The 17,122-nt window shown below is 59.6% G+C and carries 16 protein-coding genes and 1 pseudogene; 8 read left to right on the top strand and 9 right to left on the bottom strand.

Annotated features, from left to right (window positions below; all coding sequences use genetic code 11):
- Positions 1 to 37: 37 nt before the first annotated feature.
- The 3 genes from ACFOZ5_RS06860 to apbC form a co-directional block, all read right to left on the bottom strand.
- Positions 38 to 658: a YjaG family protein gene (locus tag ACFOZ5_RS06860; RefSeq protein ID WP_379886273.1), complete on the bottom strand. Its 621-nt coding sequence runs from the start codon at positions 656 to 658 to the stop codon at positions 38 to 40.
- Positions 659 to 766: 108 nt separating this feature from the next.
- Positions 767 to 1,333 (bottom strand): dCTP deaminase, encoded by a 567-nt coding sequence (gene dcd / locus ACFOZ5_RS06855; RefSeq protein WP_379886272.1) that lies wholly within the window; start codon positions 1,331 to 1,333, stop codon positions 767 to 769.
- Between the two features lie 112 nt (positions 1,334 to 1,445).
- On the bottom strand, positions 1,446 to 2,546 hold the full coding sequence (apbC, locus tag ACFOZ5_RS06850; protein ID WP_379886271.1) for an iron-sulfur cluster carrier protein ApbC: 1,101 nt from the start codon (positions 2,544 to 2,546) through the stop codon (positions 1,446 to 1,448).
- Between the two features lie 180 nt (positions 2,547 to 2,726).
- Between apbC and metG the strand changes: the two genes are divergently transcribed.
- From metG to nth, 8 genes and pseudogenes are all read left to right on the top strand, one after another.
- Positions 2,727 to 4,760 (top strand): methionine--tRNA ligase, encoded by a 2,034-nt coding sequence (gene metG / locus ACFOZ5_RS06845; RefSeq protein ID WP_379886270.1) that lies wholly within the window; start codon positions 2,727 to 2,729, stop codon positions 4,758 to 4,760.
- 19 nt (positions 4,761 to 4,779) lie between these two features.
- Positions 4,780 to 5,361: an electron transport complex subunit RsxA gene (gene rsxA / locus ACFOZ5_RS06840; RefSeq protein ID WP_379886269.1), complete on the top strand. Its 582-nt coding sequence runs from the start codon at positions 4,780 to 4,782 to the stop codon at positions 5,359 to 5,361.
- Between the two features lie 13 nt (positions 5,362 to 5,374).
- Positions 5,375 to 5,954: pseudogene (gene rsxB / locus ACFOZ5_RS06835) on the top strand (electron transport complex subunit RsxB).
- The gene (gene rsxC / locus ACFOZ5_RS06830; protein ID WP_379886268.1) at positions 5,954 to 8,014 is read left to right on the top strand and encodes an electron transport complex subunit RsxC; all 2,061 of its coding nucleotides are present in this window, start codon (positions 5,954 to 5,956) and stop codon (positions 8,012 to 8,014) included. Before rsxB ends, rsxC begins: the two are co-directional and overlap by 1 nt.
- Positions 8,011 to 9,057 carry an electron transport complex subunit RsxD gene (rsxD, locus tag ACFOZ5_RS06825; protein ID WP_379886267.1) on the top strand — a complete coding sequence of 349 codons (1,047 nt, stop codon included), beginning with the start codon at positions 8,011 to 8,013 and terminating at the stop codon, positions 9,055 to 9,057. Before rsxC ends, rsxD begins: the two co-directional genes overlap by 4 nt.
- Positions 9,058 to 9,073: 16 nt before the next feature.
- The gene (rsxG, locus tag ACFOZ5_RS06820) at positions 9,074 to 9,766 is read left to right on the top strand and encodes an electron transport complex subunit RsxG (RefSeq protein ID WP_379886266.1); all 693 of its coding nucleotides are present in this window, start codon (positions 9,074 to 9,076) and stop codon (positions 9,764 to 9,766) included.
- A gap of 1 nt (position 9,767) precedes the next feature.
- A complete protein-coding gene (locus ACFOZ5_RS06815) occupies positions 9,768 to 10,484 on the top strand; it encodes an electron transport complex subunit E (protein ID WP_379886265.1) in 717 nt (238 codons plus the stop codon).
- A 22-nt stretch (positions 10,485 to 10,506) separates the two neighbouring features.
- Positions 10,507 to 11,148 carry an endonuclease III gene (nth, locus tag ACFOZ5_RS06810; RefSeq protein WP_379886264.1) on the top strand — a complete coding sequence of 214 codons (642 nt, stop codon included), beginning with the start codon at positions 10,507 to 10,509 and terminating at the stop codon, positions 11,146 to 11,148.
- 360 nt (positions 11,149 to 11,508) lie between these two features.
- Here the strand turns inward: nth and ACFOZ5_RS06805 are convergent, their stop codons facing one another.
- From ACFOZ5_RS06805 to surE, 6 genes are all read right to left on the bottom strand, one after another.
- Complete coding sequence (locus ACFOZ5_RS06805; RefSeq protein WP_379886263.1) at positions 11,509 to 12,081, bottom strand: chalcone isomerase family protein; 573 nt, start codon at positions 12,079 to 12,081, stop codon at positions 11,509 to 11,511.
- A 203-nt stretch (positions 12,082 to 12,284) separates the two neighbouring features.
- Complete coding sequence (rpoS, locus tag ACFOZ5_RS06800) at positions 12,285 to 13,295, bottom strand: RNA polymerase sigma factor RpoS (RefSeq protein ID WP_379886262.1); 1,011 nt, start codon at positions 13,293 to 13,295, stop codon at positions 12,285 to 12,287.
- Positions 13,296 to 13,616: 321 nt separating this feature from the next.
- Entirely contained in the window at positions 13,617 to 14,390 is a 774-nt protein-coding gene (locus tag ACFOZ5_RS06795; RefSeq protein ID WP_379886404.1) for a peptidoglycan DD-metalloendopeptidase family protein, read from the bottom strand.
- A 335-nt stretch (positions 14,391 to 14,725) separates the two neighbouring features.
- Positions 14,726 to 15,616: a DUF368 domain-containing protein gene (locus tag ACFOZ5_RS06790; RefSeq protein ID WP_379886403.1), complete on the bottom strand. Its 891-nt coding sequence runs from the start codon at positions 15,614 to 15,616 to the stop codon at positions 14,726 to 14,728.
- Positions 15,617 to 15,660: 44 nt separating this feature from the next.
- Entirely contained in the window at positions 15,661 to 16,317 is a 657-nt protein-coding gene (locus tag ACFOZ5_RS06785) for a protein-L-isoaspartate(D-aspartate) O-methyltransferase (RefSeq protein ID WP_379886402.1), read from the bottom strand.
- Positions 16,314 to 17,063, bottom strand: a complete 750-nt coding sequence (surE, locus tag ACFOZ5_RS06780; RefSeq protein ID WP_379886261.1) for a 5'/3'-nucleotidase SurE — start codon at positions 17,061 to 17,063, stop codon at positions 16,314 to 16,316. The genes ACFOZ5_RS06785 and surE overlap by 4 nt, the downstream gene beginning before the upstream one ends.
- Positions 17,064 to 17,122 lie beyond the last annotated feature (59 nt).

Raw genomic sequence — 17,122 nt, 5'->3', positions numbered from 1 at the left:
CTTCACTTGATTCTGTCTATGAATTGTTGGATGCCCACTACCCTGAACGACCCGGCTCATCGTCCGACAGGGTGATCCCGAGATTGCTGACACCGTCATTGGCGGCCAGATTCTGCAATTCCCGGAGATAGTGCTCCTTGGGTACCCGCTGACGTTTCAGGCCCAGAATCAGGTCGCGCTGGAACACCTTGTCTTCCTTCATCAGCGGATGGCTGTCCAGCAGGCGAACCAGTTCACTCTCGTCCAGGCCCTCCCCTTCCGAGAAGGCAATGAAGTTCATCACCGTGCCGGTTGCCACCCGGGAGGCCTCGGTGGCCCGATGCCTGGATGGGTTCAGGCGACTCAGCAGCGCCTCCTCCAGCAACAGGCAGAACTCAGAGGCTGGATAGACCCCATAAGCATCGTAGGCCTCCACATCGGGGCTCAGGCTCTCCAGCTTGGCCAGCAGCTGCGGAATCTGGTTTTCAGCGGACTTCTGCTCGAACAGTCCCCAGCCCGTGTCCAGCAACTGACGCATCTTGCCACCAGCCTTGGTACCAATCGCCTCGCTGAACAAGGCATAGTTGGGAAATGCCCGTTCCGCCAGTGCCAGCAGAAAGGCCGTCTGTCGCCAACCCTGGAGCTGCTCAACCGCTTTCAGAAACTGGTTTGCATTCACATGCGGCTCCCGTTATCACTCTCATTAAAGACCATGCAACACCAAAAACAGGGTCTACAACCAAAAAGCGGGCCACCGGGGCCCGCCAGAACTGCCAGTACCGATGATTCAGGTCTTGGGCAGGGTTACTCCGGTCTGACCCAGGTACTTGCCGCCTCGGTCCTTGTAACTGGTCTCACATTCCTCATCGGATTCAAAGAACAGCATCTGCGCCACGCCCTCATTGGCATAGATCTTGGCAGGCAGATTGGTGGTGTTGGAAAACTCCAGGGTTACCTGGCCTTCCCACTCCGGCTCCAGCGGCGTCACATTCACAATGATACCGCAGCGGGCATAGGTCGACTTGCCCAGACAGATGGTGAGTACCTGGCGGGGGATACGGAAGTACTCCACGGTGCGCGCCAGGGCAAACGAGTTGGGCGGAATCACGCACACATCGCCGGTGTAATTGACGAAGCTGTTATCGTCAAAGTTCTTCGGATCCACTGTGGCGGAATGCACATTGGTAAAGATCTTGAACTCATTGCTGCAGCGCACGTCGTAGCCATAGCTGGAGGTACCGTAGGAGATCACCCGCCCGCGGGATGTTTCCCGCACCTGGCCTGGCTCGAAGGGCTCGATCATGCCCTTTTCTTCCGCCATACGGCGAATCCACTTGTCGGATTTGATACTCATTGATGCCGTCTCTTTCCTGTCGGTGCGCTGATGCGATGAAAACCCGGGCGCGATAGTTTACCTGTCTGTTGCGCCGGCGGCAAAGAACGCCGGCGCTATCGCCACTATGACCTCAGTCGTCACTGATGGAGATGCTGGGGATCGGGCCAGTCTCGTTCCTGGCCCGGGTCGACAGGCCCGCCGACAGCCGGCGGGCGATATCCCGGTAGCGACGGGACACTTCCGAATCCGGCTCAGCCACCACCGTCGGATTGCCACCATCGGTCTGTTCGCGAATGGTCAGGTGCAAAGGCAGCTGGCCGAGGAGCTCGGTCTGATAATCGTCGGCAACGCGCTCACCGCCACCGTGACCGAACAGGGCTTCCTCGTGGCCACAGTTGCTGCAGATGTGAACACTCATATTCTCCACGATGCCCAAAACCGGGATATCCACCTTGCGGAACATCTCGATGCCCTTCTTGCAGTCCAGCAGGGCTATATCCTGGGGCGTTGTTACCACCACGGCGCCGGTCACCGGCACTTTCTGGGCCAGGGTGAGCTGAATATCGCCGGTACCCGGCGGCATGTCGACCACCAGGTAGTCCAGTTCCTTCCATAAGGTCTGGGTCAGCAATTGCTGAACCGCCCCACTGACCATGGGCCCGCGCCAGACCATGGGGGTCTTGTCGGTCACCAGGAACGCCATGGACATGGCCTGGATGCCATGGGCCTCCACCGGCAGGAAGTACTTGTTGCCTTCGGTTTTCGGGCGCTGCCCCTCGGGAATGCCCAGCATCATGCCCACGCTGGGGCCGTAGATGTCGGCATCGAGAATTCCCACCCGGGCACCTTCAGCCGCCAGGGCCAGCGCCAGGTTGACGGCGGTGGTTGATTTGCCGACCCCACCCTTGCCGGAGGCCACGGCAATGATGTTCTTCACCCCCCCGATAGACTCCAGGTCGCGCTGGGCCTTGTGGGCATGGATGTGTTGACTGACCTGCACGTCGGCGCCGGTGACACCGTCCACGTTTTCCAGGCTGGTGGCGACAATCTGTTTCAGGCCGCCGGCAATACCCTCGCTGGCATAAGGCAGCTGTACCGTGACCGATACCTGGCCCGATTCGTCCACCTCCAGAGCCTTGACGGCACCCAGCTCATAAAGGTCCTTTTCCAGATAGGGATCGCGGTATTCGCGAACCGCCGCTTCAAGGGCTGTACGGGAAATCTCGGCCATGGTCTGCTCCGTGGATCAGAGTTCCGGGCTCAATGGGGAAAACACCGCCCGGGAAGATGAAAAGTAACGGCATGGAAGGTATCATTTGTGCCCGTTTCTGACCATACGGAGCTTACCGGGAGCTCATTGACAGAATCCCGCAAGCTTTCTCACAAAGATCACCGAGGTTCGGACATCACCATGACGCAAGCGAGTGCCAAACAGCGCGATATCCTGGTTACCAGCGCCCTGCCCTATGCCAACGGGCCGATCCACCTGGGCCATCTGCTGGAATACATTCAGACGGACATCTGGGTGCGCTACCAGAAGATGCGTGGCCACAACTGCTACTACGTTTGCGCCGACGACGCCCACGGCACTGCCATCATGCTGCGGGCCGAGCGCGAAGGCATTACGCCCGAACAACTGATCGACCGTATCCGGGATGAGCACCAGGAAGACTTCGCGGGCTTCAATATCCGCTTTGACAACTATTACACCACTCATTCCGATGAAAACCAGCAGTTTTCCGAGTTTATCTACCGGAAACTGCAGGAAAACGGTCACATCGCCACTCGCCAGATCACCCAGTTCTTCGACCCTGAAAAAGAGATGTTCCTGGCGGACCGCTTCATCAAGGGCACCTGCCCCAAGTGCAAGGCGGAAGACCAGTATGGCGACAACTGCGAGGCCTGCGGCGCCACCTATACGCCAGCGGAGCTGATTAACCCGCGCTCGGCCGTGTCAGGCGCAACACCCGTGCAGAAAGAGTCTGAACACTACTTTTTCAAATTGCCGGACTTCGAAGACTTCCTGCGCAAGTGGACCCGCAGCGGCACCCTGCAGGAGCAGGTGGCCAACAAGCTGGCCGAATGGCTGGACGCCGGCCTGCAGGAGTGGGACATCAGCCGCGACAAGCCCTACTTCGGGTTCGAGATTCCGGATGCCCCGGGCAAGTACTTCTATGTCTGGCTGGATGCCCCCATCGGGTACCTGGCCAGCTTCAAGAACCTGTGCAACCGGGAAGGCATCGACTTCGAGCATTTCTGGAAGTCGGACTCCGAGGCCGAGGTGTACCACTTCATCGGCAAGGACATCATCAACTTCCACGCCCTGTTCTGGCCCGCCATGCTGCACGACGCCGGCCTGCGCACGCCGACAGCGGTATGGGCCCATGGCTTTGTCACCGTCAACGGCAAGAAGATGTCCAAGTCCCGGGGCACTTTTATCATGGCCCGCACCTACCTGGACCACCTGAACCCGGAATACCTGCGCTACTACTTCGCCGCCAAACTCACTGCCGGCGTTGATGACATGGACCTGAACCTGGAAGATTTCGCGGCACGGGTGAACTCCGATCTCGTAGGCAAGGTGGTCAATATCGCCAGTCGCAGTGCCGGTTTCATCACCAAACGCTTTGACGGTCGCCTGGGCAAGATCACGGAAACCGATAAACTCAACGAATTCATCGCCGCCGGCGAGGACATTGCCGATTTCTATGAAGCCCGTGAATTCGGCCGTGCCATGCGCCGGATCATGGAGCTGGCAGATATCGCCAACCAGTACGTCAACGACGAGCAGCCCTGGGTCATTGCCAAGCAGGAGGGCCAGGAAGCAAACCTCCAGGCCATCTGCACCAACGCCATCAACATGTTCCGTCTGCTGATGACCTACCTGGCGCCGGTTCTTCCGAAAACCGCCGAAGGCGCTGAGAGCTTCCTCAATGCCCGACTGGACTGGAACAACCGCGACGGGCTTCTGGAAGACCACCCGATCGACAAGTTCAAGCCCCTGATGAATCGGGTGGAGATGGCCCAAATCGAGAAAATGATCGACGCCTCAAAGGAGGAAATGTCCACCGCCACCGGTCAGCCGGCCGAATCAGCCTCCGACCTGGAACCGGTGGCGGACGAGATCGAGTTTCCGGACTTTGCCAAAGTGGACCTGCGGGTCGCGAAAATCGTCAAGGCGGAACACGTGGAGGGTGCCGACAAGCTACTTCGCCTGACCCTTGATGTAGGGCATGGCGAGCGCAACGTGTTTGCGGGTATAAAGTCTGCCTACAAACCTGAGGAACTGGAAGGCCGAATGACGGTCATGGTTGCCAACCTAAAGCCCCGCAAGATGAAGTTCGGGCTGTCGGAAGGCATGGTTCTGGCCGCCGGCCCAGGGGGCAAGGACATCTTCATTCTTTCACCGGATTCCGGCGCCACGCCCGGCATGCGGGTCATGTAATCTTCGGAGCACAGGGCGGATGAGCGAATACCTGCTGATCCTGGTCAGCACCATACTGGTGAACAACTTCGTGCTGGTACAGTTTCTTGGACTGTGCCCCTTCATGGGGGTATCCGGGAAGCTGGAGACCGCCATGGGCATGTCACTGGCCACCACGTTCGTGCTGACCCTGGCCTCAGTGTGCAGTTACCTGGCGTATACCTGGTTGCTTGAGCCGCTGGACCTGATGTTCCTCCGTACCATCACCTTCATCCTGGTGATCGCCGTGGTGGTTCAGTTCACGGAGATGGTGGTGCGTAAGACCAGCCCGCTGTTGTACCGGGTCCTGGGTATCTTCCTGCCGCTGATCACCACTAACTGCGCGGTGCTGGGGGTGGCCCTGCTGAACATCAACCGGCAGAACGATTTTGTGGAATCCGTGCTCTACGGTTTTGGTGCCGCCGCCGGTTTCTCCCTGGTGCTGGTGCTGTTTGCCGCCATGCGCGAGCGTATTGCCGTTGCCGATGTGCCTGTCGCCTTCCGGGGCGCTGCCATCGGCATGGTCACCGCCGGCCTGATGTCGCTGGCCTTCCTGGGTTTTACCGGCCTGGTAAGCGTCTGACGGAGTTTATGTCATGTGGACCGGTATTCTCATAGCCGTTGCGGTATTGCTTGCCCTTGCCGTGGTGTTCGGCGCCCTGCTGGGCTACGCCGCCGAACGCTTCCGGGTGGAGGGCAACCCCATCGTGGAACAGATCGATGCCCTGCTGCCCCAGACCCAGTGCGGCCAGTGTGGCTTTCCCGGCTGCCGGCCCTATGCCGAATCCATCGCCAATGGCGATGCCATCAACAAGTGCCCACCGGGGGGGGGAGAGTACCATCAAGGCCCTGGCCGATCTGCTGGATATAGAGCCCCAGCCACTGGACGCCGAACACGGCGTCGAGCAGGCCAAGCGGGTGGCGGTCATCCGTGAGGACGAATGCATCGGTTGTACCAAGTGCATACAGGCCTGCCCGGTGGATGCGATCCTGGGCGCTGCCAAACACATGCACACCGTCATCGAAAGCGAATGCACCGGCTGCGACCTGTGTGTGGAGCCGTGCCCGGTAGACTGCATTGACATGGTGACCCTGGACGAAGACATTCGCAGCTGGACCTGGCAGCCGCCAAAACCGGCCATCATCGCCACCGACCGCCAGGGAGCCAGCGCCTGATGACGCAGTTGTGGAGCTTTCCCGGGGGGATTCACCCGGCCGAGAACAAACATCAGTCCACAAACGGCCCCATCCGCTCCGCCGGTCTGCCAGAACGTCTGGTTCTTCCGCTGCAGCAACACATCGGCGAACCGGCTGAACCGGTCGTGCAGCCCGGAGATCAGGTGCTCAAGGGCCAGAAAATTGCCGATGTAACGGCAGGCATGGGGGTTCCCGTTCATGCCCCCACCTCCGGCACCATTGTCAGCATCGAACGGCTGCCCGTCCCCCACCCATCAGGCATGGCTGACTGGTGTATCGTGCTGGAACCGGACGGCGACGATGCCTGGTGTGAGCTCAGGCCCATCGCCGATTATCACTCACTGGACCGGGAAGCGGTGCTGGACCGGATTCGCGATGCCGGTATCAGCGGCATGGGTGGTGCCGGCTTCCCCACCAACATCAAGCTGAGACCACCCCGGGACCGCAACGTCAGCACGCTGATCCTGAACGGCGCGGAATGCGAGCCCTATATTACCGCCGACGATATGGCCATGAGGGAACGGGCCAACGAGGTCCAGAAGGGCCTGAAGATCATGGCCTGGATCCTGCGCCCGGAACGCTGCGTGGTCGCCATCGAGGACAACAAGCCGGAAGCCATCGAGGCCATGCGCAAGGCCACCGAAGGCACCCAGACGGAAGTGGTGGTGATACCCACCCAATACCCGTCCGGTGGCGAAAAACAGCTGATCCAGATTCTTACCGGCATGGAAGTGCCCAGTGGCGGCATCCCGGCAGACATTGGTGTGATGTGCCAGAACGTGGGCACCGCCATTGCCGTGTCCCGGGCCATATACCGTGGCGAACCGCTGATTTCACGGGTAACCACCGTCACCGGTGCTGGCGTGTCTGAACCAGGCAATTTCGACGCCCTGATCGGCACCCCCATCCGTCACCTGCTGACCCTGGCGGGCTTTGACAAGTCCCGTATCAACCGGCTGATCCTGGGCGGCCCGATGATGGGGTACACTCTGGAGGACACCGCTGTTCCGGTGGTCAAGACCACCAACTGCGTGATTGCCGCCACCGAATCGGAATTGCCCACGCCGCCGCCGGAACAGCCCTGTATACGCTGCGGCATGTGCGCCGAGGTCTGCCCCATGGAGCTGCTACCACAGCAGCTTTTCTGGCACGCCAAGGCCCAGGACTTCGATCGCGCGGAACACCTGAACCTGTTCGACTGCATTGAATGCGGCGCCTGCTCATATGTGTGCCCCAGTTCCATTCCCCTGGTGCAGTATTACCGCTACGCCAAGGGCGAAATTCGCACCCAGCGGGCGGAACAACTCAAGGCAGACCGGGCGCGGGAGCGTTTCGAGGCACGCCAGGCCCGGCTGGAACGGGAGCAGGAAGAAAAGGAACTCCGCCGAAAGGAACGCGCCCGTGCCGCTGCCGAAGCCCAGCAGAAGAAAAAGGCCGAGGCGGAGCAGGCTGTGGCCGACGGCGACGCCAAAGACGAACGTTCCGCCAAAGCCGCCATGGTCCAGCAGGCACTGGAGCGCAAGAAAGCCAGTACCGCCACCCCCGCCCCGGAAAAACCGGACACAGGCGATCTTGAAAAGCAGCTGGACCAGGCCCGCAGCAAACTGGAAACCATGGAAGGCATGCTCGAAGAAGCCAGAGCCGCCGAGGCCGACAATGTAGAAAAGCTGGAGCGGGCTGTCGCCAAGAACGTGGACCGGGTCAAGCGCGCCGAACAGGCCCTGGCCGAGGCCCGCAACTCCACCGCAGGCGCTGCAGAAGGGGAATCGCCCACTGACGGGCAGCAGCCTCGGGCACCAGAAGCCCCGACCACTGCGCCAGCAGAGGTACCGGATCTTGACGCCCTGCAGAAACAACTCGATCAGGCCCGTGACAAGCTGGACAAAATGACCGGCATGCTCGCGGACGAACGGGAAGCCGACGGCGACAATGTGGAAAAATTCGAACGGGCGGTAGCCAAGAATGAAGTCCGTGTACAGCGTGCCGAAGAGGCCCTGGCGGAAGCCCGCAAACAGCTTGCAACGGAGACCGGCGAATGAGTCTGGTGCAGCAGTCGTCACCCCATGCCCGCGGGGCTCGCCCCACCTCCCGGGTAATGCTGATCGTCATCCTGGCGACCCTGCCCGGTCTGCTGGCACAGACCCTGTTCTTCGGCTGGGGTAACCTGATCAATGTGGTCTGGTGCGTGCTGCTCGCCCTCGGCGCGGAAGCCGCGATGCTGATGCTGCGTGGCAAGCCGGTGAGCTTTTTCCTGAAAGACAACACCGCCGCCGTCACCGGGCTGCTACTGGGCCTTTCGCTGCCACAGTTCGCGCCCTGGTGGGTGTCAGCGGTGGCCGTGATCTCTGCCATCGTGCTGGCCAAACAGCTCTACGGCGGGCTTGGCGCCAACCCCTTCAACCCCGCCATGGTGGGCTATGCCCTGGTACTGGTGGCGTTTCCGGTGGCCATGACCACCAACTGGGCCGAGGCTTCCATGCTGGCTGATGCGCCGGGATTTGGCGAAACCCTGAACATTATCTTTACCGGCCAGCAGACCACGGTGGACGCTTACACCATGGCCACACCGCTGGATGAGTACAAGCACAAGATCGCCACTCACACCGCCGTGGAGGTACTGCAACATCCCACCTTCGGGTCGGGCGTGGCCAGGGGCTGGGAGTGGGTGAACGGAGCCTTCCTGCTGGGCGGGCTGGCGCTGGTGGCCCTGCGCATCATTACCTGGCACATTCCCGTCAGCCTGCTCGCCGCGCTGGCCCTGATGAGCCTTGCTTTCGGGGCCAATGAGGATCTTTACGCCCCCCTGTCACTGCACCTTCTGGCCGGGGGCACCATGTTGGGCGCCTTCTTTATCGCCACCGATCCGGTTTCCGCTGCCACCAGCCATCAGGGCAAGCTGATCTACGGCGCCTGTATCGGTGTGCTGATCTACATCATCCGCAGCTGGGGCAATTACCCGGACGCAGTGGCGTTCAGCGTCCTGCTGATGAACTTCGCGGTGCCCTTCATCGATCACTACACGCCACCGCGCACCTACGGCCATCACAAGCCCCGGCGCGGCATTCCGGGCAAGACGGGTTAAGGATAAAGGAAACACCATGGCAGCACTGGCACAATCCATCCGCAGGAGCGCCATTGGCCTGGGCCTGTTCGCCATCATTACCGGCGGCACCATCGCCCTGACCCAACAGCTGACGGAAGACCGCATTCAGGAACAGGTGGCCCGGGCAGAAGCCGCGGCACTTTACGAGATTATTCCGGAATCGGAACATGACAACGACTTGCTGCAGGACACCGTTACTCTGCCCCCTGGAGAGCGACTGGCTATCGACGGCCCCATAACGGCCTGGGTCGCCCGTCGGGACGGACAGCCGATCGGCCTGATTTTCCCCGCTGTGGCCCCGGATGGCTACTCCGGCAACATCAAGATGCTGGTTGGTGTTAACCTCAAGGGTGAAGTCCTTGGTGTTCGGGTGACCAGCCACCGGGAAACCCCCGGCCTCGGCGACCGCGTGGAGCTGAAAAAATCCAACTGGGTGCTGTCCTTTGAAGGGCGTTCCCTGGGCAACCCGGAACCCCGCAACTGGAATGTCAAAAAGAACGGCGGTGTCTTCGATCAGTTCACCGGCGCGACCATCACTCCCCGGGCAGTGGTCAAGGCAGTCCAGCATACGCTGATCTACTTCCGCAAGAACCGCCGGGAAATCCTCTCCAGGGCCGGTGCGGACCCGGCTTCCGGGCCGCAAGGCCGGGGCCGGGGCAAGCAACAACAGATCAGGGAGCAACGCTGACATGAGTACCAAGACCAGCGCCGAAATCGTCCGTGATGGCCTTTGGACCAACAACCCTGCCCTGGTGCAGGTGCTCGGCCTGTGCCCGCTGCTGGCAGTGACCAGCACTGTGGTGAACGCGCTCGGGCTGGGCATTGCCACGCTGCTGGTGTTGATGGGTTCCAACCTGGCGGTGTCGCTGATCCGCAACTTTGTCAGTGACTCGGTACGCCTGCCCGCCTTCGTGATGATCATCGCCTCGTTCGTGACCTGCGCTGAGTTGCTGATGCAGGCCTTCACCTACGAGCTGTACCAGATCCTGGGCATTTTCATTCCACTGATCGTCACCAACTGCGCCATCCTCGGTCGCGCCGATGCCTTTGCCTCCAAGACAACGCCGTTACCCGCGCTGCTGGACGGCGCCATGATGGGCCTGGGGTTCCTGGCCGTGCTGATTGTCCTGGGCGGCATGCGAGAGCTGATCGGCCAGGGCACCCTGTTCGTCGACATGGACCTGCTGCTCGGGCCAATGGCCGCCGACTGGACCCTCAACATTTTCCGGGACTATCCGGACATGCTGTTCATGGTGCTGCCGCCCGGGGCCTTCGTGGGTCTGGGACTGTTGATTGCGCTGAAAAACGGCATCGACAACAAGCTTGAAGAACGACGCAAGGCCCGTAATACCGATGTCGTAACCGCCGGCAGCAAGCGGGTGCGCGTAACCGGTAACATTTCCTGACCAACAACGACCACCGGCATTCATGAACAAACAGAAGCGTATTGAAATCTTCACTCGCCTGCGTGAGGCAAATCCCAGCCCCACCACGGAGCTGAACTACAGCACACCCTTCGAGCTGTTGATTGCGGTTATCCTGTCAGCCCAGGCCACTGATGTAGGGGTTAACAAGGCCACGGCGAAGCTCTATCCGGTGGCCAACACGCCCGAAGCCATCCTGGCCCTGGGAGTGGACGGCCTGAAGGAGTACATCAAGACCATCGGATTGTTCAACAGCAAGGCAGAGAACGTCATCAAGACCTGCCGCGCGTTGATTGACCGGCACAACAGCGAAGTGCCCAATACCCGTGAACAGCTGGAAGCATTGCCGGGCGTCGGCCGCAAGACCGCCAACGTGGTACTCAACACCGCCTTCGGCGAGCCTGCCATGGCGGTGGATACTCACATCTTCCGGGTATCCAACCGTACCGGCATCGCCCCGGGCAAGAACGTGCTGGAAGTGGAAAAGCGCCTGATGCGCCTGGTGCCGAAAGAGTTCCTGCTGGACGCCCACCACTGGCTGATACTTCACGGCCGTTACACCTGCACCGCCCGCAAGCCCAGATGCGGGGCCTGCATTATCGAGGATCTTTGTGAGTTCAAGGACAAGCGGGATTATATGGACTAGCGGGTATCGTTCATTGCCTTCTGGCCCTGGTGACGGGGCGATGCAGTGGGGGAAGCTTTTCTTTCGGAAAAAGAACTCGCTGCGCTCAGACACCTTTTTCCTGCAGAAAAGCTTCCCCCACTACCTCACCCCACGGGCCTGGTAGCCAGCCAGCCTCGCGGAGTAAAAAAGCGGCTACTCTCAGATTCCTGGGCCAGGGGGCGGTATGGGTTTTATCCGCCAGAAAAAGGTGTCTGAGCGCAGCGAGTTCTTTTTCCAAGGAGAAAACCCATACCGCCCCCTGGCCAGGCACCCAAACTTTCATGCTTAACTCTTTGAACCTGCACTAATCAAGGGCGACCAAAGCCGCCCCAAAGAGTGTCAATCGTCCAGCATATCGTCCTTAAGGCTGCCCTGGGCCGGCTCGTCACCCATCCAGATACCGAACAGGGCTTCCTTGAAGGCACGGTCGCCAATGGTCTTGCCAAGCTGGCCGTTCTTGATCACACGAACGCCGTCATTGGGTACGTAGACCAGTTCAAAAGTATCCCCCTCATTGATCTCGTCAGCGAATACGGTCAGCAGTTCATCCACTTCCTTCTGGATCGGCGCAACATTACCGTCGGTGGAGTTCTCGAAGCCCTCCATGGTGGCTTCTGTCATGTTATCGCTATTGATGCGACCGGAAATGACGTGGAGGACAATGGCCTGGGTCTCGTCGGCTGGCAGAATGGCCGTTTCGTCAGATGACTTTGACGGCAAATACAACGCAGCTACATACAGGTCAATAAAGAACTTGGACCGGACACCAGCGCCATTCAGTACCAGGCTGGTGCCATCCACTGTTTTTGATTCGCTGACATTGACGCCTTCGACTTCCACGGCGGCGGCGTTGGCCGCGACCAGAACACTCAGGCAAAGCCCACACAGCACGGCCATCAAACGTGAAACCATGGTTAACTCCTGTTCTTGATTATTGAGAGGTCGGCAGCAACCGCAGACCTGGGGGTACCTATCTATCGGGATAGCGCTGATATGGTAACCGAGATCCAAACCGTTCGGAGACTACCCAAAGCAACCCGCATCACAAATTTTCCATCACAAAAAAGCCGGCCATGGGCGTGACCGTGGCCGGCTCTGCAGTACGGAGACAGGTATTACTTGAACAGCAGATTACTCGACAGACCTTCCTTCTCGAGGATCTCCCGGAGCCGGCGCAGGGCCTCTACCTGGATCTGACGCACACGCTCCCGGGTCAGGCCGATTTCCCGGCCGACTTCTTCCAGCGTGCTGGTGGGATAACCCCGCAGACCGAAACGGCGGGAGAGCACTTCCTGCTGCTTGTCGCTGAGCTGGTCGATCCAGTTCTCCAGACAGCTGCAAAGATTGTTGTCCTGCAGCATGTCCGCCGGGTCATGGGCACCTTCATCAGCCACCGTGTCGAGCAGGGATTTTTCACCGCCGGCGCCAATGGGCGTATCCATGGAGGCCACACGCTCATTGAGACCAAGCATCCGCTCAACATCGCTGACCGGCTTGTCGACCATGTTGGCGATTTCTTCCGCCGACGGCTCATGATCCAGCTTCTGGGTCAGCTCCCTGGCCGCCCGCAGGTACAGGTTCAACTCCTTGACCACATGGATCGGCAGACGAATGGTGCGGGTCTGGTTCATGATGGCCCGTTCAATGGTCTGGCGTATCCACCAGGTAGCATAGGTGGAAAACCGGAAACCACGCTCCGGATCAAACTTTTCGACGGCCCGGATCAGACCCAGGTTACCTTCCTCGATCAGGTCCAGCAGGGTCAGGCCCCGGTTCACATAACGCCGGGCGATCTTGACAACAAGACGCAGGTTGCTCTCTATCATTCGCTTGCGGCCCGACTCTTCGCCCTTTCGGGCCAGGCGCGCGAAGTAGACTTCCTCTTCCGGAGTCAACAGTGGTGAGAAACCGATTTCATTGAGGTACAGCTGGGTTGCATCCAGCTGCTTCTGGGTGCCGAAATATCGGTTATGGGGTGTAAAACCCTGCTCATCCGCGGGTGCGGCAGCAGCATCGGCCGTTGTGGGGGTGTCTTCCGCGGCAACCTCCGTGGTTTCCGCTTCGTCGTCGGTCTCTTCTACATCAGCAACACGATCGATGATCATCTCTTCATGTTCTGCAGACATAACTCTGGCCCCGCCTTTCAAATGATCCTGTCGACAAGCGCCTGACACCGGAATTGCACATCCCCAGGTCCTGCCGGATTTACGCCCGCTCATTTTTTTTGTTGCGGGCCCCGTTTGTTATTGATCCATTGTTCCAGATTCAGGACATTTCGTTCTGGATCAGCCGGCTAACGACTGACGATTCATCAATGTTCTTATCTTGCTCCTGGCTTTCATTCGTTCTGTCAGAAAGCACCTGCTCACGTTTTCACGTTCTGCTGCCTCCTTGCATTATCACAGGTTAAGTGTTGTCGATCCGCCGTCACCAACAGACAGATTCCCCTATCGCGGAGGAAGGTAGGGCAACGGATCCACGGGATTACCGCTTTTACGGATCTCGAAGTGGAGCTTGTTGCCATCGGTGCCCGTACTTCCCAATTCGGCGATGGTCTGCCCCTGCTTCACGTTTTCCCCTTCCTGCACCAATATACGCCGGTTATGGGCATACGCACTCAGGTAGTGCTCATTGTGGTTGATGATAATCAGATTACCGTAACCAAGCAGGCCATTGCCGGCGTAAACCACATTTCCGTCGGCGGCAGCCTTAACCGGATCCCCGGAATTGCCGGCAATATCAATGCCTTTGTTGACTTTCCCGGATGTCGAATATTTTGCAATTACGGTGCCAACGTGGGGCCAGCGCCAGTTGATGTCTGACACGGTCTGGCTTTGCTTCGACAGGTCTACGTTACGATTCGGCTGGCGGGTAACCTTTGGTGCAGGCTCCGGCTGCGGCCGGGGAGTGGTGCTGGAGCGCGATGGGTTATTGGCAGGGGGGCGTGACGCAACTCGTGGGGCGTTGGCCGGAACCCGTCCCTTGCGATCAAGCCGGATGACCTGACCGGGATGAATGGTGTACGGCGGGGCGATGCCGTTGGCATTACCCAGTTCCCGGTAATCACGGCCATAGCGCCAGGCGATGCTATACAGGGTATCTCCCCGTTCTACCACATGCCGCCCCCAGTAAACGGGAGGATTGTAGGCACGGTCACCGTAGATGGCGGACGTGTTACACCCGGTCAGGATGGTCAGTGCAAAGGCCGTAATAACCAGCAGAAGGAGGGGTTGCCTCCACCGGGAGCGGGAGCGCAGGCAGGTGGCTGACCCCCTTTGACGCTGACTACGGCTATAATTCACGGATATATTGATATCGTTTTTATCTCGAAATTATCTTTCAGATTGGACCAGCCTTCCTGAAGGTCCCGTAAACCTTTAATTTATTGCATCTTTTGTGAACATGTCCAGGTTACCGAAAATCGGTAAGTGTTACCTGAAGAAACAAGCGGAGCGTCAGAAAGGTAACACCCATCTCAAATATTGCGTGAGCAATCGCACAACAGAGCCAGGTAAATGTCGCAAATTACTGCACTAAATCACATATCAGTTGCGGCTTACGACGATGTCGCTCTGCGTCCCGCCACCCATTCACCAACCAGCACGATCGCCAGCCCGGCCAGCACCGCCACAATGGCGACGGTAACCTGTGCAGGCTCTCCTGTCAGTTCAGCATAACGCATTGGCGAGACACTCACCTGCTCCAGGGGTACCTGATTTCCACTACTGTCAGTTCGCCAGGCAATCACCTCCTGCCAGGGCCAGACACGGTTCAAGGCCCCCACCATGAATCCGGTCAGTACTGCCAGCACCAGATCATGGGCCTTGCGAAGGGCCAGCCCCAACAAACGGGCGAAGCTGAGCAGCCCCACCAGACAACCACCCAGAAACAGCCCGATCAAGGCCAGGTCCAGCTCACGCACTGCATTGAGCACCGGCCCATACATGCCCAGAATCAGAAGAATGAAACTGCCGGACAACCCAGGCAGGATCATGGCACAGATGGCCAGAGCACCGGACAGGAAGAACACCATTGCCCCCGGGTTGACCTGACCGGCAGAAAGAGTCGTAACCCACCAGGCAATGGCGGCCCCCAGAGTGACGGGAATCATCAGCCACCAGCGTCGCTCGTTCATCTGACCCGACACGTGCCAGACAGACGCCACGATAAGGCCGAAAAAGAAGCTCCACAGAGCAATCGGATAGGTCTCAAGGGCCCAGGTAATCAGGTTGGCCAGGGTCGCTATACTGACCAGGATCCCGGCAAGCAGCGCAACCAGAAAGGAACCGTCGACCTCATTCCAGAAACGGCGCCAGCGCCCCCTGAGAAAGGAATGGTAGAATGCCGAAGGGACCGCACCAATGGCCCCCAGCAGCCGGAAATAGATGCCGGTAATAAAAGCAATGGTGCCACCGGAAACACCTGGCACCACGTCCGCGGCGCCCATGGCCACGCCCCTGATAAAGATCCCTGCGTATTGTCGGATTCCTTTCAACGAACCACTCCGCCCAGCAGAGGGACGAACCGGACCGGCTCCATTTCCTCGGTGTGAAACTGGTCGCCGTCGCGGGTCACCTTTACCAATACCTGGCGCTCCTCCCCGACCGGAGCCACCATGACGCCACCATCGGCCAGCTGATCAAGCAGTTCCTGAGGCAGAACCCTCGGCGCCGCAGTCACAATGATGCCGTCGAAAGGCCCCCGGTCGGGCCACCCCATGGGGCCGTCGGACAGCTTCAGCATCACGTTGCGCAACTTGAGCAGGTGCATCCGTTCCCGCGCCTGGTCCTGCAGGGCCTTGATCCTTTCAACGCTGTACACCTCGTCACAGAGCTTCGCCAGGATGGCAGTCTGGTAACCGGAGCCGGTTCCCAGTTCAAGCACCTTTTTCGGGTTGGCGCTCATCAGCACCTCGGTCATGCGGGCCACAATGTAAGGTTGCGAGAGCGTCTGGCTGTTGCCGATGGGGAGGGCTGTGTCCTCGTAGGCCCGATGGGACAGGGCTTCATCCACAAAAATGTGCCGGGGCACTTCTTCCATCACGCCGAGCACCCGTTCATCGCTGACGCCGGCTTCCCGCAGGCGCTGTATGAGCCGCATACGGGTCCGGCGTGACGTCATTCCGATTCCGTCAAGAGCAACCATCAGCGTGCAGCCTCCACCCAGTGCCTCAATGACGACAGGGCATCGTGTTTGGTCATGTCGATATGGACCGGGGTGATGGATACATAATTCTCACCTACAGCGTGAAAATCCGTACCCGGCCCCGCATCCGCGCCCTCACCGGCGGCGCCAATCCAATAGCGTTCCTTGCCCCGGGGGCAGGTCATGGGTACCGCCCCTTCGGCACGACCACGGTGGCCCAGGCGCGTTACCCGGAACCCGGCAATGGCTTCCCAGGGCACGTCCGGCACATTTACGTTCAAAATACAGCGGCCGCCCAGGTCGGGCCAGTCATCCCGCTCCAGCAGGGTACGGACTACCCGGGCAGCTGTTTCATAGTGAAAGTGGCCATTGTTGACCAGGGATACGGCGATAGCCGGCAGGCCTAAATGGCGCCCCTCGGTAGCACCCGCCACGGTTCCCGAGTAGATAATATCGTCACCCAGATTGGCGTGGGTGTTGATACCGGAAACCACTCGATCGAAGGGGGCGTCGAAAAGGCCATTCACCGCCAGGTGCACGCAGTCGGTAGGTGTGCCATCCACCGAGCGGAAGCCGCCGGGGTGCTGCTCAACCGTCAACGGACGGTTCAGGGTCAGGGAGTTGCTGGCACCACTATGGTCGCGGTCCGGTGCGACCACTTCCAGTTCTGCCAGTCCTTCCAGGCCGGCGTGAAGGGCTACCAGCCCGGGGGAATGCACCCCATCATCGTTCGACAGCAAGATACGCACGATTTCCAGTCTCTCCGAGAATTGTTCTGGTGGCGCAAAGCGGTAGCCACCTCAATGGT

The organism is Marinobacter lacisalsi, from assembly GCF_042651045.1.
GTDB lineage: Bacteria > Pseudomonadota > Gammaproteobacteria > Pseudomonadales > Oleiphilaceae > Marinobacter > Marinobacter lacisalsi.
Note: the sequence above shows the minus strand (reverse complement) of the source record. Positions and strands in the feature narration are given on the sequence as shown.